Below are 20,232 nucleotides of genomic sequence, written 5' to 3' on the forward strand. Positions count from 1 at the left end.
AGGCTGTACCCCCGAACCTGGTGGCTGACGTCATGGCCCGTGGCTGAGAAGCAGCCTGAACCAGGCACCACTTTAATAGCACTGATTCTCATTTGCAAAATAATCCGTCGTTTTGCAGGTTTCGTATACTTTGACTCGGGGGGCACCAACCTGAACAAAACGTAATACTGGAACCCTGGTGAGGCCCCGTACCGTTGATAAGATCATGAATGAACAGCGAAGCCGCATGCCAAAAGGAGGCTCCCATGCCAAGCATCAAATCCCTGGCCGCAACCCTTGCAACTGCGATTGTGCCCTTCGCTTTGGCAGCGGAAACCATCCACGAGTCGGAACAGGCGAGCTTCAGCGTTGAGACCGTCGCCTCTGGCCTTGAGCATCCCTGGGCCATTGCTTTCCTGCCGGACGGCAGCCAGTTGGTCACCGAGCGGGCCGGTCGGCTCCGGGTGATCCGTGATGGCAAACTGGAGAAAGACCCGGTCGCTGGCGTGCCCGAAGTCGCGGCCCGGGGCCAGGGCGGACTTCTGGACATACTGTTGCACCCTGAATTTGAACAGAACCGGCTCCTTTTCCTCAGCTACGCCCACGCCAACGATGCGGGCATGACAACCCGGGTGGCACGAGCCGAGCTGAACGACAATAACCTTGAGAATCTTGAGGTCATATTCGAGGCCGAACCCCGCTCAGACACAACCCGGCATTTTGCCGGGCGAATGGTGATTCCCGACGATGGCTACCTCTATGTAACTGTGGGAGACCGCGGCGAAATGGACCGCGCGCAGGAATTCGGCGACGATGCCGGTGCCGTTCACCGGATCACCATTGATGGGAATACGCCGGACGACAACCCGTTTGCCGACCGCGACGATGCCAGGAAAACCCTGTTCACCAAGGGCAATCGCAATATCCAGGGAATGACGCTGCATCCGGAGACCGGGGAAATCTGGAGCCACGAGCACGGCCCCAGGGGTGGAGACGAAGTCAACGTCATTGAAGCCGGCACCAACTATGGCTGGCCCGAGATCACCTACGGCATCAACTACAGCGGCACCCCTATTACCGACCAGACCCACAAGGAGGGCATGGCCCAGCCACTGCATTACTGGGACCCTTCCATCGCACCCTCCGGCATGGCCTTCTATACCGGGGAGGATTTTCCAGACTGGCAGGGGGATCTATTCGTAGGCGCGCTCAAGATGCAGAAGCTGGTACGCCTGGAACTGGATGGCCGGGAGGTTACCGGAGAAGAGGACCTGCTCACTGACCTGAACAAACGCATCAGGGCAGTCACCATGGGCGCAGACGGGCACCTCTGGCTATTGACTGACGCCGGCAACGGAGAAGTACTGAAGCTGGTGCCAACAGAGCGCTGAGCTGCCCCTGCCGACACCGCCGGGACAACCCGACCCGGCCGGGATCAGTGGGGGTCGTTGGTTCTTTCCGTCTTCTCGTACTGCGGCAACTCATCGGTAATCGCAAACCAGTCCGCCTTGGAGCCAGTAAATACGTGTGCCGCGGGACCTTTGCCCAAGGGCTCATTAATGACACCAACCCTGAGTCGCAGAATGCCGGGAATGGCGTCTACCCGGCTGTACAGCTGACTGCCACACCGACTGCAGAAGGCCCGGTACTTTCCCGGCCGGGACTCAAACTCGGTGATACGCTCCTCTCCCCCGGTAAAGCGGAAACGCACCCGCTGCACTGGAGCGCTGGCTGAAAACGCGCTGCCATGGGCCCGACGGCACTGGCTGCAGTGGCAAAGGGCGATGGGCCCCAGGGGACCGTTGTACTCGAAGGTTACATCGCCACACAGGCAGTGCCCAGTCAGCATACTTTCCAGCTCCTTGATTGAACGCCATGAAATACGCCTTGACCGACGCATTCTAGCAACCTCTGCCAGCCAAGGCAGCCCGGCATCAGTCGCCAATTTTCCCGGTCGCGTAACCCGGGACCCACACTCTGTAACGGTCGGTCACAAAAGTGCTTTAATTCCGATACCCTGCTGTCATTTTTTAACGTTATGTATAGGGCGAGAACATAGTCGCCGCACAGAAATTAAGCTAAGGTTAGATAATCGATACCCACCACCATGACGGACCTTCCTGCCATGCGGCTTCAGAAACTGACAAAAACCGGACTGAGCTCCCTGGCCCGCGCACTGGGAGCAAGCCTTGTCGCAACCATGCTGCTGGCGGGCACCGTAACAGCAGCCCCGGCTGACGGACTGGACAGGCGCGTCTGGGGCAGCGAAATACGGGGTTTCGCGGAAGAGTCACTGAACGACCTCAACGGCCTGAGCGTCGCGGCGATCCCCATGGATGGCCCGGGCATCGAACAGTACATCAATGCTGACGCGGTCATGAGCCCCGGCTCCATCATGAAAGTGCTGACCACCTACGCCGCCCTGGAAATTCTCGGCCCCAACTACCGCTGGACCACCAGTTTTCTCACTGATGGCACCTTCGAGGGAGATACCCTCAAGGGCAACCTCTACGTCCGCTTTGGCGGCGACCCGAAGCTGACCATCGAGCGGCTCTGGACCGTGATCCATGAGATCCGATCCCTCGGGGTCACGACCATCGAGGGGGACATCGTGCTGGATGACGACGTCTTCCTGCTGCCAGACGGCCTGCCCCGTTTCAACGACAATGGTAACAATCCCCATCGTCCCTTCCTGGTGGAGCCGTCGCCGGTACTGCTCAACATGAACCTGGTGCATTTCCAGGTACGGGCCGACGAGCGGGGCACCCGCGCCTGGGCCACCCCCGCCCTGCCCTCAATCAACATAGACAACCGCATTACCTCCGTTGAGGGCGGCTCCTGCCCCGGCCGCCGACAGGTTGACTGGAAACCGGTATTCGGCCAGGCCGGCCAGGTCACGGTCAGGGTAGAAGGCGAGTTGCCCGAGGGATGTCGAACCACCACCTACCTGTCGCTGCTTCCCCACGACCATTACAGCGGCGAAATACTCATGTCACTGTGGCGTGAGCTTGGCGGTACCATTACCGGCAACTGGCGCACTGGTGCTGTCCCGGCTGATACCCGGCTGGTCACCAGCACCACCTCCCCGGACCTGGTGACCATGGTCCGCGATATCAACAAATGGAGCAGCAACGTCATGGCCCGCCAGCTGTTGCTGACTATCGGCGCCAACAATCGCCATGTGGCAGACAACGATGACCGGGTTTCCGGGATCCGGGCCATTTATGACTGGCTGGAAGACAAGGGCATTGATACCCAGGGCATGGTGATTGACAACGGCAGCGGTTTGTCCCGGCATGCCCGTATGAGCGCGAGGCAGATGTCCGGCATCCTTGCCCGAGCATGGGCAAGCCCCTATGGCCCGGACCTGATGACATCCATGCCACTAACCGCGATGGATGGTACCATGGCCAGACGTCTGCGCAACCTTGGCATGGAAGGCATGGGGCGGATCAAGACCGGTCTGCTGCAGGATGTCCGGTCCGTGGCCGGCTTTACCCGGGACGACAACAACACCACCTGGGCCGTGGTCGGTATCGTCAATCACTCGCCGGCCTGGAACGGCCAGACGCTGCTGGACAAGGTACTGTACTCACTGCACCGAAATCCGCCCACAGGCACTGCCCTGTCCCAGGCAGAAACGCGGTAGCTCTGACACTCTCAAAAAAGCCCCGGTCTGATTATCAGTACCGGGGCTTTTTTGTGGGCAAGTGTCATGTTTCGCCAGGCGGATCAGACCGTCAGGTAGCCACCATCGACATTGACGCAGGTGCCTGTGGTGTAGCTGGATGCCTCGGAGACCAGATAGAGAACGGTGCCGGCCATCTCGTCCGGGTGGGCCATACGATGCATGGGAATATGCTCCATGGCCCGCTCACGAATACTGTCATTGGTGGTCAGTGCGCTGGCAAACCTGGTGTCGGTCAGCCCCGGCAACAGTGCATTGACCCGAATATTATCCGGCCCCAGTTCGCGTGCGTAGGCCCGGGTCATGGCGATCACCGCCGACTTGGTGATGGAATAGATACCCTGCATGAAGCCCGGGGTGACGCCGTTGACCGACGCCACATTCACAATGGCTCCCGGCTGTCCCTTTTCCTTCATCAGCCTGGCCGCTTCGGCGCACATGAAGAAATAACCGCGGATATTCACATCCACCGTCTTCTGGAAGGCGCCCAGATCCGTCTCTTCAATCTTGCCAAAGTAGGGATTGGTGGCCGCATTGTTTACCAGGATATCCAGCTTGCCGTGGGTATCACGGATATGCTGCCAGATGGCTTCCACCTGTTTCATCTCGCCGATATGGCAAGCGACCGCTTCAGCGCTGCCGCCGTTATCACGGATACTGCTGGCCACAGCCTCACAGCCATCAATCTTGCGGCTGCTGACAATAACATGGGCGCCGTTCTCCGCCAGCAGGCGGGCAACGCTCTCGCCGATACCCCGACTGGCACCGGTAACCAGGGCAACCTTGCCATCAAGGTCAAACAGGTTGTTCTTGCTCATGGTTTACTCTCCTTTCAGTCAATCGTTCTTCCATCAACGGAAGGTCACCAGCTGCTGCCCTTCCGCCTCCAGGTGACTGTAGTTATTGAACACCGCCAGACTGCGTCTGGACCCGGAGTACAGCACCCGGGTAACACTGGTATTGGCAATGACCTCGTTCAGGGCCAGCGCCTTGCTGTCGCTGAGCCCCAGCAGGTTCTGCATGATCACGGCGATGGGGCCACCGGAAGTGGACACGAAAACGTCACCACCATCGGCCCAGCCAATCAGCTCATCCAGCGCCTCATTGACCCGCGCCTTGAACTGCAGCCAGGTTTCCGGGTACTCCTCGTCGTGGTCACGGCTCACCCACCGTTGCACCGCTTGGGTGAACGTCTGCTGGAAGGCCCTGGCGGGGTGTCCGGTGGCAGCCAGGTCCGCCTGCATCCGCGCCCGATCCGCCCATTCAGGCCGAAAGCTGAATACCACTGAGGTATGATCAAACTCGTTAAAGCCGGTCGCCACCTGCATGTCAGGAAACGGTGCCCGGTAGCCGCTGGCAATGGCCTCCACGGTCTCCCGGTGACGTTGCATATCGCCGCCAATCACCACGTCCGGATGGACCCGCCCCGCCAGCCAGCGCCCGAGCACCCGGGCCTGCTCCCAGCCGGTCTCTGACAACTGGTCATAATTGTCATCCCCGAAACTCGCCTGGCCATGCCGGATCAGATAGAGGGTAGCCATAGCTCAGGCCCCTGCCATTCGTTTGATCCAGCGCCGGCTTTCCCGGTGCATGATGTAGTCGAACGCCCAGGGCGCGTGCCGCTTGAGAATCCAGAGTCGCTTTTCCTTCTGGTGGGGCAGTACCCAGAAATCGCCCTGCCGGACAGCCCGGGCGATGTCTTCCGCTACATCTTCGGCACTCACAGTGGAGCGTTTCATCAAACCGTTGATGTTCTGCTGGATACCAGGCAGGTCCGAGCGCATGCCGCTGGCCAGGTTGGTGCGGAAAAACGACGGGCACACGCAACAGATCCTGATGCCGGCGTCCCGCAGTTCCAGGCTGAGGGTTTCAGACAGGGCAATCACTCCCGCCTTGGACACATTGTAACTACCCATCATGGGTGCCAGCATGAGTCCCGCCATGGACGCCACATTGACGAAGGTCCCGCTGCCCTGTTTTTTGAACAGCGGTGTGAACACCTTGCAGCCACGCACCACGCCGAGCAGGTTGATATCCAGAATCCACTCCCAGTCGGCGATGGTGGAGTCCTCGATGGACCCGGCGGTGGCAACCCCCGCATTGTTAACCACCACATCGACACCGCCCCAGCGTTGCTCAAGTTCTGCCCGTGCCTTTTCAAGGTCGGTAAGCCGGCGTACATCACAGGGCAGGAACAGTCCCTCGCCACCAGCGGCGCGGATCTCGTCCTCGGTGACCATGCCGTCTTCGGGATTGACGTCGCTTATGCATACCTTCGCCCCCTGACGGGCGTAATGCAGCGCCAGGGCCCTGCCCAGGCCGCTTGCACCACCGGTAATAAAGATTCTCTGGGACATTGTTCGAAATCCACTCAAATTTATCGTAACGGGCCAGTCTAGGAGCAAGCACAGTATTACGCGACTGAATTGTTCTAATCCGTTACCATTACCGCCGTTAATTCATTAACGAGATAATGCTCCCATGGCCTCAAACCGGCTAGATCTTAACCTGCTTCATGTGTTCGATACCATTTACCGGGAGGGCAGCCTGACCCGGGCGGCCCGGGCCCTGAACCTGACCCAGCCGGCGGTCAGCCATTCCCTCGCGCGCCTGCGGGAACACTTCGACGATCCGCTGTTCTCCCGACAGGGCAACCGGATGGTGCCGACGCCCCTGGCACGGCGTTTCGTTGAATCCATGCGCCCGGGACTGAACCAGATTCACAGTGCCGTGAACCAGTTCCACGCCTTCGACCCGTCCAGCCATCGCAAGACCTTTGCCCTGGCCCTGCGGGACGTACTGGAATCGACGTTCCTGCCGCAACTGGTCACCCGTCTGAACGACTACCCGGAGATCGAAATCAACAGCCAGCGGGTGGCTCGCCGTGACATGGAAAGCCTTCTGGCAGCGGGCCGGCTCGATTTCGCGGTGGATGTGCTGCTACCGATCAGCGACCAGACGGCCCATGAACAGCTACGCAAGGATCGGCGGGTGGTTATTGCCAGGAAGGGGCACCCTCTGGAAGGCCAGGACCTGACCATGGAAAGCTACCTGTCAGCACAGCACATCCTGGTGTCATCGCGAAACGAAGGACCGGGCATTGAGGATTTCGAGCTTTCCCGCATGGGACTGCAGCGGCAGATCCGGCTGCGCTGCCAGCATTACTACGCCGCCTGCCAAGTGGTGGAAAGCTCGGACCTGCTGCTGACCATGCCTGAAGGCTATGCCCGCCAGATGGCAGCCCGCTCGGACACCTGCATTCTTAACCCGCCACCCGGGCTACCGGACGTCGACATCCACCTGTACTGGCACCGGGCTTATGAAAAGGAACCCGCCCTGCTCTGGCTCAGGGAACGGTTCCATGCCGTGGCGGATGATCAGGCGGGCACCTGAAGCAGGCCGGGGCCGGCTTCAGAACACACCGACCACCCACAGGAAACCGGCGAACCCGGCCCCGGTGAGCGCCAGGGCCAAGGTAACCACTCCAAACCCCCACCATACGGCCGCACCATCGGACACCGCGACGTCATGGGCCCTGACCGTCCGGTAAAACGCCCACGGCCCCAGCAAAAACGCACCAAAAACGGCAAATACCAGCCCCAGGCAAACGCCGGTAAAGGTCCACGTGGCCAATGCCGAGGCGCGGTCGTTAAGGTTGTCAGTGACCTGGTGACCTTGCAGGAACTTCCGGCAGAAGAGCCAGATCAGGCCGTAGAGCACACCAACAAAGACGATGCCGCCAACCAGGGTGATCACACGATAGAGCATGGAGGTCAGCCCTCCGGGCCGATAGCCGGAAAAACCGGCTCTGGCAGGGTTTCAAAACCGGGCCTGGCGAACAGGTAGCCCTGGAACAGGTGGATTCCCCGGCCACGGAGCCAGGCGTACTCCTCAACGGTTTCAACGCCTTCCGCAACGATCCGTCCGCCAAGCTGAGTCATCATGGTCACGATACCATTGACAACCGCCTGCTTGTTTGGCTCCCGGTCGATATCGCGGATCAGGCCCATATCCAGCTTGAGGAGGTCGGGCGGGCTCGCTGTCATCAGGTTGTAGCGGGAGAAACCCGCACCAAAATCGTCGATCGCTGTGCTGAAACCCATACCCTGGTATGCCTTGATGATGGAAACCAGGTGGTCCACCGATGACAGGTCTTCGCCCTCGGTCAGTTCGAAAATGATTTTGCGGGTGTCGAAATTGTAAGTCCGGGCGGCCGCCAGGGTGGTCCGGATGCAATATTCTGCCTGGTACACGGCATTGGGCATGAAGTTGATGCTCAGCATCGAATCCATTCCCAGGCGGGAGGCCAGCTTGACGGCCTTGACCCGGCAGATCTGGTCAAAGGAATAGCGGTTCTGGTCATTTACCTGGGACAGAACGCTCCAGGCGCTTTCACCGGAGGTGCCCCGCACCAGGGCCTCATAGGCATAGACACTCTCGTTGGACACATCAACAATGGGCTGAAAGGCGAACGAAAACTGGAAATCCAGGCCCTCACCGCAGGCGCACTGGCCGCAATGGGACTCATCAAATAAAACTTCTGGCCGCTCCACGCATGCTCCTTCCAGGCTGTTGAGTTGGGAAACCCGGCTCTTGTATGACCGCTTTCCGCACAGACACACCGATTCACTATAGACACCCTTTGAGGGTCCGTAAATGCATTAAAAGACTGACGAATCCCGCCCGCATGACTACACTGGTCCAGAGGCAAACAGTACGGGCCGGAGCCATGGTCCGTGCTACTCAAGCGTACCTGTAACCTGGTGCTGCTTCTGCAAACACTTGTAAATTCGCAGCCCTTGGAGTGTTTATCTATGCCCCAGCCCCTGCGCATCGCCGTAACGCCCGGCGACGGAATTGGCCCGGAAGTCGTGACCGAGGCGGTTCACTGCCTGGAACGACTGAGGGAGAAACACCAGCTCCCCCTGGAGTGGACTCGGTTCCCCTGGCCCTCCCACGCCTGGCACGAGCAAAACAATGAGGTAATGCCGGCCGATGCGCTGGAACAGCTGGCGCACTACGACGCCATATTGCTGGGCGCCCTGGGCGACCCGGGCCCGGTGGATGACCCGGACCGGTACCTGCTTTCAGACAGCGTCTCTCTCGCCCCCCTGCTGGAAATGCGCAAGGGCTTTGACCAGTGGGTGTGTGAGCGGCCAGCGCGACTGTTACCCGGGGCCAGGCAGTATCTGGCCGACGATCGGGCCCGGGACATCGACATGCTGGTCATCCGCGAGAACAGTGAAGGGGAGTACGTCGGCCAGGGTGGCCGGCTGCGCCAGGGCACCGAGCACGAAGTGGCCACCCAGTTGGAGGTCTTCACCCGCCGGGGCACGGAACGCATCATCCGCTACGGTTTCGAGCAGGCCCGCCTTCGGGCTGAAACGAGAAGGGCTGAGGGCCGGGCCCGGGAGTTCCACGGTCACCATGGTCAGACCAGCGAGAGCCAGGTCTGTGTAATCACCAAGCGAAACGCCCTGCGCTACTGGGGTGACATGTACACCGAGGTCTTTGAGGAGGTTGCCCGGGATTACCCGGATGTGGCCACCCACCACGAACTGATTGATGCCGCCTGCATGAAGTTTGTCCAGGCGCCCTGGGCGTTTGATGTGGTCGTGGCCAGCAACCTTCAGGGCGATATTCTCACCGACCTGGCGGCAGTACTCTCCGGCGGTATGGGTGTCGCGCCGTCCTGTAACCTGAACCCTGACAATCCGGCCATGCCTTCGATGTTCGAGCCTACCCACGGCAGCGCACCGGATATTGCCGGCCAGGGCCTGGCCGACCCCACCGCCATGCTGTTCACTACCGCCCGCATGCTGGAATGGCTGGGGCGTCGTGAACCGGCACTGGCCAGAGCCGGCCAGGAGCTGTTTGACGCCGTCGCCGCAGACCTGGCCGAGAACGGAGGCAGTCAACGGGATACCCGGGCCATTGGCGATTCAGTGCTGGCCAGGCTGAGGTAACCAAAGGGTGCAACTTGCTGCGGGTCCGTGGCAGAATCCCCACCCATTGATCCGCCGGGCCGTGTGGATGTCCTCCGGGACATCACCGGTGCCGGTCCCACGGCGAACAGGAACTTGAGGTTTTGATGGGCAACCCTGCAGTTATTGGCCTGACCGGCGGCATAGGAAGCGGAAAATCGACAGTGGCAAAGATGTTCGGCGCACTGGGTGTGCACTGGGTCGACGCCGATATCGTGGCCCGGGAAGTAGTGGAGCCGGGCACCCCGGCACTGGAGCAGATCGCCAAGCACTTTGGCGACGAGATTCTTCAAGCTGATGGCCGGCTCGACAGGGCCGCCCTGCGCACTATCGTATTCAGGGACCCGAACGAACGGGAGTGGCTGGAAGCCCTGCTTCATCCGACCATCCGGGATGAGCTGGCCCGCCAGCTGCAGCCTGACAATTACGAGCTGCCTTACGTGTTACTGGTATCTCCACTGCTGCTCGAGACGGATCAGCATACGCTGGCGAAGCAAGCAATCGTCGTGGACGTGCCGGAGGAGACCCAGATCGAGCGCACCATGAGCCGCGACAGTAACGACCGCGACCAGGTGGAGCGGATTATCGCTGCCCAGATGCCCCGGGAACACCGGCTGGCGCGGGCTGATTACATTATCCATAACGACCGCCCGCTCGCCGAGGTGGAGCAGCAGGTGCAGGAACTGCACCGTCAACTCCTGGATAGCTGTCGGGGTTAGACACAGGTGCACCTTCGATCCATCTGCTTGCAATACCTGCTGCCGGTACTGGCCTTTACCCTGGCTATTGGCCCGGGCACGGCACCGGCCCAGACCGCCGCCGATATCCTTTCACCAGAGACACTGCCGGCCGATTTCTACACTTTTACTCCGGATGAGTTCTGGCGGGAGCCCCGGGACTCCTACTGGATGAGCTTCTCCAACTGGGTTATCCGCCAGGAACACGCTCAATCCGAACGCATTCAGGCGCTGGGCGCCTGGGCGGACCGTACACTCTCCGGTAACCCCCGCGCCCTGCCCGGCAACGAAAGTTACCTGAGGCTGGGACTGGCAGCCGAATCCGAAACCGGCAAACTGGCAAGCATTGAGCCGGAAGCCCGGTTCCGGCTTGACCTGCCCACCGCCGAGGAACAGCTCAGGGTGGTCCTGGAGAGCGAGAGTGACGAGCTGATCCCCCTCGGCGAGCGCCGGCGCAGCCGCCAGCTTACCGACGACCAGCGCTCCGACAGCGATGCCACCGGGGCCCTGCGCTATCTGTCGGTAATCTCGGACACCATCAATCTGAGCAACGACATCGGCGCCCGTCTGCGATTTCCACCGGATGCTTTCTGGCGGGCCACGGCAAGGGGCGACTGGCAACTTTCCGACTGGCGCCTGGGTGCCCGTCAGCGGGTCTACTATTTCCATCAGGACGGGTGGGGCGCATCCACCTGGCTGGGATTCGGCAAGGACATCGGTGGCGGCTGGACCTTTCTGGCCAGCTCAGAGGCTGTCTGGGTGCACGATGAACGCCAGTTCGACCTGGCCCAGATCCTGGATTTTCACAAGCGGATCAATAATCGTTCAGAACTGAACCCCCGGCTGGGCGTACTCGGTGAAAACCAGCCAAACTGGCGACATACCGGCTACTTCGCCGACCTTACCTGGCGCTACCGCCTCTACCAGGACTGGTTGTACGGTGAAGTTATCCCGTCAGTGGAGTTTCAGCGGGATAACGACTTCAAGGAACATACCGCCCTCCTTGTGAGGCTGGAGATGTTCTTTTCCGGCAGTATTCTGTCTCGCTGACGATTTGCACAAACCCGGGAGCAACCGTGCCACGCCACCCCACCCGACCCGCCGACGAGGCACTCACACTGACTCCGGTCGCCATTACCCGATCCTGTTTCCGGGACAAGTTCGGTGTTCCCCGCCAGCCCGGCCTGACCCGACACGCCTGGGCAGAACTGGTGATCTGTCAGCCCTACAACCGGGAAGACGCTTTTCGTGGCCTGGAAACCTGCAGTCACCTTTGGCTGACCTTCCAGTTTCACGAGGCCGTGCGTGCAGAGTGGCGCCCCGTCGTACGTCCGCCAAGGCTGGGTGGTAACCGCAAGATCGGCGTCTTCGCCAGTCGTTCGCCCTTTCGTCCCAACAGCCTGGGGCTGTCAGTGGTTCGCAACGAAGGTCTGACCCGGCGGGACGGCGAGCTGATCCTACGGATCCGCGACCACGACCTGATTGACGGCACCCCTGTCCTCGACATCAAGCCCTATCTTCCCTTTGCCGATGCCATACCCGATGCCCGCGTTGGCTGGGCGGGTGAAACCGCGCCAGATCGCCTTCCGGTCCACTTCTCCGACGAAGCCGTGGCACAACTTGCTGCCCTTCCGGTGGAGCGCTACCCTGATCTGAAAGGGTTGATCGAAGATGTGACCTGCTACGACCCCAGGCCCTCGTTCCGCCGGGGCCGGCAGGACGAAGACCGGATTTACGGAGCACATCTATATGACCTGAATGTCCGATTCAGGTTTGACGCGGTCGGTGTTGTTATATTGACAGTCTGTTAGACTGCCCAACGGAATTCTGTATCACAGGGAACATGCGCCTTGTCTGCATCCAGAGTGATTGCTGCCCTGACCCGAACGCTCGGTGTCCGGCCGCTGGCCGCACGCCTGCTGGTCTATGTATTGCTTTTCAGCCTGGTGGTCTCGCTGGTGGCCACCGGATTGCAGCTGGCCGGTGAAACCAGCCGCCGCGTTGACGAGATTCGTAACCTCCAGCAGAAAACCGCCGAGATCATCGAAGGTAACCTCAGCCAGCAGCTATGGCTGATGAACTTCAACGAGGTGGAAAAAACCCTGAACGACCTTCTGGCCTTCGAGGTTATCCAGCACGCCGAGATCACCACTACCAACGGCCAGCAGTTCAGCATCGGCGACTACCCGGAAGGGGACATCATCAGCTACGAACATCCCTTGCGCATCACTGGCTCCCAAATAATGGGTACACCCGCCCTCGGCCGCCTGATCCTGAACTCCTCCGCTGACCAGGTCCAGGCTGCAGTACGGGACCGTGCACTCATCCTGCTGCTGTTCCAGTCCATCGTGGTCATGCTGGGTACTCTGGGCCTGTTGCTGATCGTTCGATTCATGCTCTCCCGCCATCTGGAGACTATGGCCGCCTATACCACGCGGCTCAACCTGGACGCACTGATCGAGCCACTTCGCCTTCAGCGCAAACCACCGGCGCGCCCGGACGAACTCAGCGAGATGGAACAGGCCCTGAACCAGATGCGGGAACGCCTGCTGGAGGAAACCCGGGATCTGCGCCAGACCAGCCGGCAATCCATGGACGAACGGGACGAGGCTGTTCGCGCCAACCATGCCAAGAACCTGTTCCTGGCCAACCTCAGCCACGAGTTGCGGATTCCCCTGCAGTCGGTGCTGGGCTATGCCAGCCTGCTCCAGGATACCCGCCTCGATCAGGAACAGCGTGACTATGTGGGCACGCTGCTCAATGCAGCCGAGGGGCTGTCGGCTATCATCAACGACCTGCTGGACATTTCCAGCATTGAGGCCGGCAAGCTGGAGCTGGATGAAATCCCGTTTGACCTGCGCGAAACCCTCAACGACCTGGTCAGCATGCTCGGTCCACGGGCCCGCGAGAAGGGCCTGGCGCTGGAACTCAGGGTGGATGACAACCTGCCAGGCCAGGTAATGGGTGACCCCATCCGCATCCGGCAAATCCTGCTGAACCTGACCTCCAATGCTATCCTGTACACCGACTCCGGCCATGTGCTGATCAGCGCCGAGCTTCTCGGCCGCAAGGGAAGCCGTGCCCAGCTGCGCCTATCGGTGGAAGATACCGGCACCGGCATCAGTGCCGACAACCTGCCACTGATCTTCGAGCCCTACGTACAGTTTGACGCCCGTGCCCGACGCCAGCTTCCGGGCGCCGGCCTCGGACTGACCATCTGCCGTCAGCTGGTGAGCCTGATGGACGGCCACCTGGACGTGGAAAGCGCCCCCGGTGAGGGCTCCACCTTCTGGGTAGAGCTCTCTCTGGCGGAAACCCGCCAGGGCCAGCCCAGAAGCCGCACCAGTCTCGGGCACGTCCGCGACCGGCACATTCTGGTGGTGGATTCCTATGCCCTGTCCCGCAAGATTACGCTGGAAATGCTGTCACGGCTGGAGGTGGACATCGAGGCGGTCCGGTCAGGGGCCGAAGTTCTCACCGCCCTGGTCACTGCCGAAGAAGCAGGAACCCCCTTCGACGCCATAATCCTCGACGGTTTCGTGCCGGATATGGAGAGTGATCTGCTATGCCGCAAGATCCGGGAGAATCCGGCCTGGCGGGAAACCCGGGTTTTCATCCTGTCCGCCAACCCCCAGCGCGGTGATGGCGAGCATTTCCGTGACGCCGGTGCCGACGCCTTCCTCAGCAAGGCCCTGCGGGAATCCCGCCTGGCCCCCATGCTCAACCAGCTGTTTGAGGACAAGGACCGGGGCCAGCGGCGATTCCTGACCCGCTTCTCGCTGCAGGCACCCATGGCGCCCCTGCCCGTTCCGGCCCCGCTGCCCTGTGGCCCGATGCGGGTGTTGCTGGCGGAGGACAACCCGGTGAACCGCGCCCTGACCCAACGGCTGCTGGAAAAACTGGGGTGCCGGGTGACCACCGCGACCGACGGCCAGGAAGCCCTCCAGACCTGGCAGAGCGGAACATTTGACCTCCTGTTGATGGACTGTGTAATGCCCCATATGGACGGCTATGAAGCCACCAGGCAACTGCGGGAGCAGGAGGCCAGCACCGGGGCCGGCCACACCCCCGTAATTGCCCTGACTGCCAGTGCCATGGAACAGGACGAGGAACGCAGCCGCCAGGCAGGCATGGATATGTTCGTTGCCAAGCCGGTGAACATCGACATGCTGAGGGCAGTTCTGGAACAATACTGTACGGAATACCAACCTGAAACTGCGCGAGAAACCTGATGTATGTAGATTGCCCCACCTGCAAAACACCCGTCGAATGGAGTGACAGTAACCCGCACCGCCCTTTCTGCTCTGACCGCTGCCGCCTCATTGACCTGGGCGCCTGGGCCAGCGAGGACTACCGTATCCCCTCCCAGCAGCCTGTTTCAGAAGACGACCTGCTCGAGTCACTGCACCAGCAGGATGCCGACAAGCCACACTGAACTCCTTATTGCTGAACGGACTTTAAGTTGAGCAGCACTGGCAGCGCCGGTAGTATGCTGGGGCGTTACCGAGATTCCGATAAAAATGCTCCAACCAACTTTCAGAGGTATCCCATCATGCTGTTCAGGACTTCTGCCATTGCCCTGCCTGTCATGCTTTCACTGGCAGCTGCACCGGCCCTTGCTGCGGACGCGGACTTCAGCCTGACCAATGAATCCGTCAAAGGCCAGATGAACTTCTTCGACTCCCGCTCGGACATCCAGGCAGGCGCAGGCTACACCTATCACGAAGGCAGCCGTCACCTGATCAATGGCGACTTCCATGCCCAGGGCCGCACGGCACTCGGCAACCTGCCCACCACGGCCGGTATCGGTTTCCGTGGCGTCGCCTGGGACGACGATGACGACCTGGACGGAGGCGCAGTTGGCATTGGCGGTTTCGCTACCGTGAACATTCCCGATGTGCCCGGCCTGTCATTTACCGGCAGCGCTCACTATGCCCCCAGCATCCTGTCGTTCGGTGACTCGGATGACCTGACCAACCTGGAATTGCGAGCCAGCTATCGCGTCATCCGCAACGCGGATGTATTTGCCGGTTACCGGTACATCAACACTGATCTGGATGACAGCAACGGCGATATCAACCTGGATGAAGGTGTACTCGCCGGCATCAAGATCTTCTTCTGATACAAACCTGAACAGAATTGTCTTCGTAGTCACTGGTACACTCCCGAGGACCGGAACCAGCTACGAGGATTCGAATGTCTGCAGGTTTAAGAAGTCTGATGTTGTTTGTGCCCCTGTTGGCGACCGCGCTCTGGGGCACACTTTACTCTCCTCCCCCCCTGGAATTGCCCGGGCCGGACGATGATATCGAGCTGGTCACCCTGCCCGGCCTCCCGGACTGGGTTCTGGACCCGCTGCCCAATTTCGACCTGTACCAGGACGTGACCGAGAAAAAGGCCGCCTTTTTTTCGTACCTGTACAGCCGTACTGTACTGGTAAACAGTCGTATCCTGCTGGAGCGACAGCACCTGCGTCATCTGCAGGCCAAAGCGTCCCTTGATGACAGTGACAAGGAATGGCTTGCTGCCCAGGCGGAGCGTCTGAGAGTGGATGAAGATAACGGCAGCGACGAAATGTTCCGGTTGCTGCTCCGGCGGCTGGATACCGTGCCGCCGTCGCTGGTACTGGCCCAGGCCGCCAACGAATCGGCCTGGGGCACCTCGCGGTTTGCCCGAGAAGGCAACAACCTGTTTGGTCAGTGGTGTTTTTCCCCCGGCTGCGGGCTGGTTCCCCTCAACCGCCCGGAGGGGGCCAGCCACGAAGTGGCCCGCTTTCGCTCGGCGTACCATTCGGTCCGCGCCTATGTCCAGAATCTCAATCGCCATCCCAGTTACAAGGCTCTGCGGGACCTTCGGGCAAGCGCCCGCGAGCAGGGCAAACACCCTACCGGAGTGCAGCTGGCAGCTGGACTGGGGCACTATTCAGAACGGGGAGAAGCGTATATCCAGGAAATCCGTGGCATGATCCGTCAAAACAACCTGACATGGTACGACCAGAAGTACCGGGACACCATCGGCAAACGGGACAACATCGAAGGGTTACTGGAGCTGGCCAGGGCACCAGAGGCGCAACTGCAGCCAGACTATGAGCCGGAACCGGACACGGCATCGGCGGATTGAGCAGGCGCCCCGTCACCGGGGCGCCGTGATGTCAGGCCTTGTGAGGGGCCCCCAGGTATTCCCGGGACTGCATTTCCAGCAGGCGGGACTCGGTCCGCTCGAATTCGAATCCAAGGCGCCCCCCGGCATAGAGCTCGGTGATCGGCGCCTCGGCCGAGATGATCACCTTCACATTGCGGTCGTAGAACTCGTCAATCATATTGATGAAACGACGAGCCTGGTCGTCCTTGTCACGTCCCAGCACAGGCACATTCGAGACAATAATGGTCTGGAATTCCCGCGCCAACTCAATGTAATCGTTCTGGCTGCGGGGCCCGTCGCAGAGCTCCCGGAACTCGAACCACACCACATCATCAGCATGGGCCCGTGCCTGCAATTTGCGGCCATTCACTTCCAGGTTCAGGGAGTGACTGCCGGCTTCCACTGCCAGGCCGTCAAAGCTCCTTTTCAGGCTGATGTCCGCCTGTTCATCCAGGGGTGAGTGATAGAGCTCCGCCTGTTCCAGGGTCCGCAAACGGTAATCCACGCCGCCGTCCACGTTGACCACATCCGTGTACTTCTTCACCAGATCAATGGCAGGCAGGAAGCGGGCCCGTTGCAGGCCATCGCGGTAAAGTCCGTCAGGCTGGATATTGGAGGTGCAGACCAGGGTCACACCCCGACCGAACAGACCATCCATCAGGGTGGCCAGGATCATGGCATCACCAATGTCAGAAACAAAAAACTCGTCAAAGCAGATCACCCGGGCCTCTTCGGCAAACCGGGACGCCACCTTCTCAAGGGGATTCTTTTCCCCCTTCAGCTGCTTGAGTTCGTTATGAACCCGCTGCATGAACCGGTGAAAATGCACCCGCATCTTTCGCTCGAAAGGCAGCGACTCGTAGAAGGTATCCATCAGGTAGGTCTTGCCACGCCCCACGCCACCCCAGAAGTAGAGCCCCTTGACCGGCTCCTCGCGCTTCTTTCGCACTTTCAGGGTGAACTTCTTCAATGGCCGCGCGCGCTCATTTTCCGCCTGCACCAGACGCTCGTACAGAGACTGCAGCCGTCTTACGGCATCTTCCTGTGCCGGGTCTCTTTCGAAATCCGGTCGCTCAAGGTCTTGCTGGTATCGTTCCCAGGGTGTCATTCAGGGCCTTCCCCTTTCAGGATCAGGTGTCGGGATGAAAAAATCGGCGCGATATTGTCGCAGATTTACGGAGTTGTCGCCATTTTACGGGGGCCAGCCCCATTAAGACTTCCAGCCCATGGGCAGGCCCGGGGCTAAACGGGTATACTTCTTTTTATAAGGACTTCCAACAGGACGAGCACTCTATGACTAACCTGATTCTGGCCGCCGTTGCCGCTCTCGCCGTAGGACTGATCGTTGGCCTTCTGATTGGCCGTTCCAACCAGGGTTCCACCCTGCGCCAGCGCCGTGCCGAGCAACAGATAGAGGAACTGCGTAACGAGTACACCCGCTATCAGGCCCAGGTAAACGAACACTTCATGGAGTCGGCCCACCTGCTCCGACGCTTCAACGATGCCTTCCGCGACGTAAACCACCACATGGCACGTGGCGCCAACCGACTGGCCAACGATGATGAATGGCTGGAAGAACTGGAGCAGGAAAAGCGCCGTGCCCGCCTCACAGGTAACAGTTCAGAATCGGGAGACATGGCCGAGCCGCCGCGGGACTACGCCCCGAAAAAAGACCCGGAAGAAAAAGGCACCCTCGCGGAGGGGTACGGCCTCACCGACGAAGAAAAAGCCAAAGCCTGATACCGTGACGCCCCGTCCGGGCTGGCCGGGACGGGGCATCGCTAGCGGTGGCCTTGTACTAACGAAAGACCACTGCCCTTGGCTGTCGGCCCCTGCCCCGGCCTACACCGGATTGTCGCAATCGATAAAACGGTGCTCGACTCCGAACTCCCTGGCCAGCGCCTCTCCCAGTGCCTGCACACCATAGCGTTCGGTCGCATGATGGCCAGCGCCGAAATAATGGATACCGCACTCCCGCGCCGTATGGGTGGTTGGCTCCGAGGCCTCCCCACTGATGTAGACATCAACGCCCGCCTCAACGGCCACCGGCAGGAAACCCTGGGCCGCGCCAGTGCACCAGGCCACACGACGGATCGTGTCAGGACCCGCGCCCACATGCAGTGGCTGGCGACCCAGGCGCTCGGCGAGGTAACCGGCAAACCGGTCAGGTGACATGGCCTCTGCCAGCTCGCCCTCCCAAAGCAGTCCCGACAACGGTCTGGGATTGGCAATGCCCAGCACTTCCGCCAGCTGTCGGTTATTGCCATAGTCCGGGTGGTCATCCAGCGGCAGATGATAGGCCACCAGGCTGATATCGTGGGTCAGCAGCGTCTTGATACGGGTTTTCTTCATGCCGGTGACTGGCTGGGCCTCCCCTTTCCAGAAGTAGCCGTGATGTACCAGTATCATATCGGCACCGGCCTCAACTGCCTCATCAATCAGGGCCTGGGAGGCGGTGACCCCGGTGATGATCCGGTGCACCCGATCCCTGCCCTCCACCTGTAGCCCGTTGGGGCAGTAATCCTGGAAATTCTCCGGCGTCAGCCAGTTTTCGAGGGTTTTCAGGATGTCGCTTCGCGCGGCCATGAGATCCTCCTGTCCGTCACCTGTGAATGGCCAACAAACACCTGCCGGCCGATCAGCCCACCAGGGATTCGAGGGCCTGCAACAGCTCGTCGTTCTGATCGACCGTGCCGATGGTGATCCGCAGAAAATTGTCGATGCGTGGCTTGTCGAAATGGCGGACGATAATGCCCCGCTCCCGCAGACGGAGTGCCAGTTCAGCGCCCGACAGGGTACCGTGCCGGGCAAAGATGAAGTTGGCGGACGAAGGCAGTACCTCGAAGCCCATGGGTTTCATGGCTGTCGTCACGCGCTCCCGCTCATCCATGACCCGTTGCCGGGTTTCGTTGAACCAGGCCTCGTCTTCAAACGCAGCAATGGCGCCCGCTTGCGCCAGGCGGTCCAGGGGATAGGAGTTGAAACTGTTTTTCACCCGGTTAAGGGCTTCTATCAGATCCCGGTGGCCAATGGCCAGGCCAATCCGCAAACCAGCCAGCGAACGGGCCTTGGACAATGTCTGGCTCACCAGCAGGTTGGGGTACCGGTTCACCAACGTAATGGCTGACTCGGCCCCGAAGTCCACATAGGCTTCATCAACGACGACCACACTGTCGGGATTGCCCGACACGACCCGTTCGATGTCTGCCAGTGGCAGGGCCCGACCGGTGGGGGCGTTGGGGTTGGGGAAAATTATACCGCCATTGGGCACCTGGTAATCGCGGGGGTCAATCCCGAAATCTTCCGTCAACGGCACCAACCGGCTTTCGACGCCGTACAATCCGCAATAGACCGGGTAAAAACTGTAGGTAATGTCCGGGAAGAGAATCGGCCGGTCCTGTTTCAGCAGGGCCTGGAAAATATGGGCCAGCACCTCATCGGAGCCATTGCCCACAAACACCTGCTCGGGGGATACCCCGTGGTAGCCGGCAATCACCGAACGCAACTGCTCGCTCTCCGGGTCGGGATACAGACGCAGGCGCTCATCCAACTGCGCCCGGATCGCTTCCAGTACCCTGGGTGACGGGCCGTAGGGGTTCTCGTTGGTGTTCAGCTTGACCAGCCGTTGCATCTTCGGCTGCTCGCCAGGCACATAGGGTTTGAGCTGGCTGACCAGCGGGCTCCAGAACTTGCTCATGGGCGC

At 60.5% G+C, this 20,232-nt stretch carries 21 protein-coding genes; 12 read left to right on the forward strand and 9 right to left on the reverse strand.

Going from position 1 to position 20,232, the window contains the following annotated elements; all coding sequences use genetic code 11:
• The first annotated feature begins 245 nt into the window (after positions 1-245).
• The gene (locus ACESMZ_RS04705; protein WP_372958101.1) at positions 246-1,370 is read left to right on the forward strand and encodes a PQQ-dependent sugar dehydrogenase; all 1,125 of its coding nucleotides are present in this window, start codon (positions 246-248) and stop codon (positions 1,368-1,370) included.
• Between the two features lie 44 nt (positions 1,371-1,414).
• On the opposite strand, the gene ACESMZ_RS04710 is transcribed toward ACESMZ_RS04705, so the two are convergent.
• On the reverse strand, positions 1,415-1,828 hold the full coding sequence (locus ACESMZ_RS04710; protein ID WP_372958100.1) for a GFA family protein: 414 nt from the start codon (positions 1,826-1,828) through the stop codon (positions 1,415-1,417).
• Positions 1,829-2,179: 351 nt separating this feature from the next.
• On the opposite strand from ACESMZ_RS04710, the gene dacB reads away from it, so the two are divergent.
• A complete protein-coding gene (gene dacB / locus ACESMZ_RS04715) occupies positions 2,180-3,628 on the forward strand; it encodes a D-alanyl-D-alanine carboxypeptidase/D-alanyl-D-alanine-endopeptidase (protein WP_372972312.1) in 1,449 nt (482 codons plus the stop codon).
• 83 nt (positions 3,629-3,711) lie between these two features.
• On the opposite strand, the gene ACESMZ_RS04720 is transcribed toward dacB, so the two are convergent.
• From ACESMZ_RS04720 to ACESMZ_RS04730, 3 genes are read right to left on the reverse strand one after another with little or no spacing between them, the layout of a single operon-like run.
• The gene (locus ACESMZ_RS04720) at positions 3,712-4,485 is read right to left on the reverse strand and encodes an SDR family oxidoreductase (protein WP_372972270.1); all 774 of its coding nucleotides are present in this window, start codon (positions 4,483-4,485) and stop codon (positions 3,712-3,714) included.
• 33 nt (positions 4,486-4,518) lie between these two features.
• Positions 4,519-5,208, reverse strand: coding sequence for a histidine phosphatase family protein (locus ACESMZ_RS04725; RefSeq protein WP_372972271.1), 690 nt, complete (start codon positions 5,206-5,208; stop codon positions 4,519-4,521).
• A 3-nt stretch (positions 5,209-5,211) separates the two neighbouring features.
• Positions 5,212-6,024, reverse strand: coding sequence for an SDR family oxidoreductase (locus ACESMZ_RS04730; RefSeq protein WP_372972272.1), 813 nt, complete (start codon positions 6,022-6,024; stop codon positions 5,212-5,214).
• A gap of 124 nt (positions 6,025-6,148) precedes the next feature.
• Between ACESMZ_RS04730 and ACESMZ_RS04735 the strand changes: the two genes are divergently transcribed.
• Positions 6,149-7,060 (forward strand): LysR family transcriptional regulator, encoded by a 912-nt coding sequence (locus ACESMZ_RS04735; protein ID WP_372972273.1) that lies wholly within the window; start codon positions 6,149-6,151, stop codon positions 7,058-7,060.
• A gap of 18 nt (positions 7,061-7,078) precedes the next feature.
• Here the strand turns inward: ACESMZ_RS04735 and ACESMZ_RS04740 are convergent, their stop codons facing one another.
• Positions 7,079-7,435, reverse strand: coding sequence for a hypothetical protein (locus ACESMZ_RS04740; RefSeq protein ID WP_372972274.1), 357 nt, complete (start codon positions 7,433-7,435; stop codon positions 7,079-7,081).
• A gap of 5 nt (positions 7,436-7,440) precedes the next feature.
• Positions 7,441-8,220, reverse strand: coding sequence for an EAL domain-containing protein (locus ACESMZ_RS04745; protein WP_372972275.1), 780 nt, complete (start codon positions 8,218-8,220; stop codon positions 7,441-7,443).
• A gap of 261 nt (positions 8,221-8,481) precedes the next feature.
• Between ACESMZ_RS04745 and ACESMZ_RS04750 the strand changes: the two genes are divergently transcribed.
• The 8 genes from ACESMZ_RS04750 to ACESMZ_RS04785 all read left to right on the forward strand — a co-directional run bounded on the left by ACESMZ_RS04750 (position 8,482) and on the right by ACESMZ_RS04785 (position 16,508).
• Entirely contained in the window at positions 8,482-9,633 is a 1,152-nt protein-coding gene (locus tag ACESMZ_RS04750) for an isocitrate/isopropylmalate dehydrogenase family protein (RefSeq protein ID WP_372972276.1), read from the forward strand.
• Positions 9,634-9,758: 125 nt separating this feature from the next.
• Positions 9,759-10,370 carry a dephospho-CoA kinase gene (gene coaE, locus ACESMZ_RS04755; RefSeq protein WP_372972277.1) on the forward strand — a complete coding sequence of 204 codons (612 nt, stop codon included), beginning with the start codon at positions 9,759-9,761 and terminating at the stop codon, positions 10,368-10,370.
• 6 nt (positions 10,371-10,376) lie between these two features.
• Positions 10,377-11,438, forward strand: a complete 1,062-nt coding sequence (locus ACESMZ_RS04760; protein WP_372972278.1) for a hypothetical protein — start codon at positions 10,377-10,379, stop codon at positions 11,436-11,438.
• Between the two features lie 26 nt (positions 11,439-11,464).
• Complete coding sequence (gene tsaA / locus ACESMZ_RS04765) at positions 11,465-12,199, forward strand: tRNA (N6-threonylcarbamoyladenosine(37)-N6)-methyltransferase TrmO (RefSeq protein ID WP_372972279.1); 735 nt, start codon at positions 11,465-11,467, stop codon at positions 12,197-12,199.
• Positions 12,200-12,238: 39 nt separating this feature from the next.
• Positions 12,239-14,620: a response regulator gene (locus ACESMZ_RS04770; RefSeq protein ID WP_372972280.1), complete on the forward strand. Its 2,382-nt coding sequence runs from the start codon at positions 12,239-12,241 to the stop codon at positions 14,618-14,620.
• A complete protein-coding gene (yacG, locus tag ACESMZ_RS04775; protein WP_372972281.1) occupies positions 14,620-14,823 on the forward strand; it encodes a DNA gyrase inhibitor YacG in 204 nt (67 codons plus the stop codon). The genes ACESMZ_RS04770 and yacG overlap by 1 nt, the downstream gene beginning before the upstream one ends.
• Positions 14,824-14,940: 117 nt before the next feature.
• A complete protein-coding gene (locus tag ACESMZ_RS04780; protein WP_372956036.1) occupies positions 14,941-15,510 on the forward strand; it encodes a YfaZ family outer membrane protein in 570 nt (189 codons plus the stop codon).
• A gap of 74 nt (positions 15,511-15,584) precedes the next feature.
• Positions 15,585-16,508: a glucosaminidase domain-containing protein gene (locus tag ACESMZ_RS04785; RefSeq protein WP_372972282.1), complete on the forward strand. Its 924-nt coding sequence runs from the start codon at positions 15,585-15,587 to the stop codon at positions 16,506-16,508.
• A 31-nt stretch (positions 16,509-16,539) separates the two neighbouring features.
• Here the strand turns inward: ACESMZ_RS04785 and zapE are convergent, their stop codons facing one another.
• Entirely contained in the window at positions 16,540-17,637 is a 1,098-nt protein-coding gene (gene zapE / locus ACESMZ_RS04790; RefSeq protein ID WP_372972283.1) for a cell division protein ZapE, read from the reverse strand.
• Positions 17,638-17,822: 185 nt separating this feature from the next.
• On the opposite strand from zapE, the gene ACESMZ_RS04795 reads away from it, so the two are divergent.
• Positions 17,823-18,269 carry a YhcB family protein gene (locus ACESMZ_RS04795; RefSeq protein WP_372956033.1) on the forward strand — a complete coding sequence of 149 codons (447 nt, stop codon included), beginning with the start codon at positions 17,823-17,825 and terminating at the stop codon, positions 18,267-18,269.
• A 102-nt stretch (positions 18,270-18,371) separates the two neighbouring features.
• Here the strand turns inward: ACESMZ_RS04795 and ACESMZ_RS04800 are convergent, their stop codons facing one another.
• On the reverse strand, positions 18,372-19,115 hold the full coding sequence (locus ACESMZ_RS04800) for a Nif3-like dinuclear metal center hexameric protein (RefSeq protein WP_372972284.1): 744 nt from the start codon (positions 19,113-19,115) through the stop codon (positions 18,372-18,374).
• Between the two features lie 52 nt (positions 19,116-19,167).
• A complete protein-coding gene (gene hisC, locus ACESMZ_RS04805; protein ID WP_372972285.1) occupies positions 19,168-20,226 on the reverse strand; it encodes a histidinol-phosphate transaminase in 1,059 nt (352 codons plus the stop codon).
• Between the last annotated feature and the right edge of the window lie 6 nt (positions 20,227-20,232).

The sequence above is a fragment of the Marinobacter sp. genome (assembly GCF_041690615.1).
Lineage (GTDB): Bacteria > Pseudomonadota > Gammaproteobacteria > Pseudomonadales > Oleiphilaceae > Marinobacter.

What these genes read in the sequence shown, in the direction of transcription:
- hisC (WP_372972285.1), bottom strand. Translation starts at nt 20,226, where the DNA reads ATGAGCAAGTTCTGGAGCCCGCTGGTCAGCCAGCTCAAACCCTATGTG.
- ACESMZ_RS04740 (WP_372972274.1), bottom strand. Translation starts at nt 7,435, where the DNA reads ATGCTCTATCGTGTGATCACCCTGGTTGGCGGCATCGTCTTTGTTGGT.
- coaE (WP_372972277.1), top strand. Translation starts at nt 9,759, where the DNA reads ATGGGCAACCCTGCAGTTATTGGCCTGACCGGCGGCATAGGAAGCGGA.
- ACESMZ_RS04750 (WP_372972276.1), top strand. Translation starts at nt 8,482, where the DNA reads ATGCCCCAGCCCCTGCGCATCGCCGTAACGCCCGGCGACGGAATTGGC.
- ACESMZ_RS04705 (WP_372958101.1), top strand. Translation starts at nt 246, where the DNA reads ATGCCAAGCATCAAATCCCTGGCCGCAACCCTTGCAACTGCGATTGTG.
- ACESMZ_RS04725 (WP_372972271.1), bottom strand. Translation starts at nt 5,208, where the DNA reads ATGGCTACCCTCTATCTGATCCGGCATGGCCAGGCGAGTTTCGGGGAT.
- zapE (WP_372972283.1), bottom strand. Translation starts at nt 17,637, where the DNA reads ATGACACCCTGGGAACGATACCAGCAAGACCTTGAGCGACCGGATTTC.
- ACESMZ_RS04735 (WP_372972273.1), top strand. Translation starts at nt 6,149, where the DNA reads ATGGCCTCAAACCGGCTAGATCTTAACCTGCTTCATGTGTTCGATACC.
- ACESMZ_RS04720 (WP_372972270.1), bottom strand. Translation starts at nt 4,485, where the DNA reads ATGAGCAAGAACAACCTGTTTGACCTTGATGGCAAGGTTGCCCTGGTT.
- ACESMZ_RS04710 (WP_372958100.1), bottom strand. Translation starts at nt 1,828, where the DNA reads ATGCTGACTGGGCACTGCCTGTGTGGCGATGTAACCTTCGAGTACAAC.
- ACESMZ_RS04795 (WP_372956033.1), top strand. Translation starts at nt 17,823, where the DNA reads ATGACTAACCTGATTCTGGCCGCCGTTGCCGCTCTCGCCGTAGGACTG.
- ACESMZ_RS04780 (WP_372956036.1), top strand. Translation starts at nt 14,941, where the DNA reads ATGCTGTTCAGGACTTCTGCCATTGCCCTGCCTGTCATGCTTTCACTG.
- yacG (WP_372972281.1), top strand. Translation starts at nt 14,620, where the DNA reads ATGTATGTAGATTGCCCCACCTGCAAAACACCCGTCGAATGGAGTGAC.
- ACESMZ_RS04800 (WP_372972284.1), bottom strand. Translation starts at nt 19,115, where the DNA reads ATGGCCGCGCGAAGCGACATCCTGAAAACCCTCGAAAACTGGCTGACG.
- dacB (WP_372972312.1), top strand. Translation starts at nt 2,180, where the DNA reads ATGCTGCTGGCGGGCACCGTAACAGCAGCCCCGGCTGACGGACTGGAC.
- ACESMZ_RS04785 (WP_372972282.1), top strand. Translation starts at nt 15,585, where the DNA reads ATGTCTGCAGGTTTAAGAAGTCTGATGTTGTTTGTGCCCCTGTTGGCG.
- ACESMZ_RS04730 (WP_372972272.1), bottom strand. Translation starts at nt 6,024, where the DNA reads ATGTCCCAGAGAATCTTTATTACCGGTGGTGCAAGCGGCCTGGGCAGG.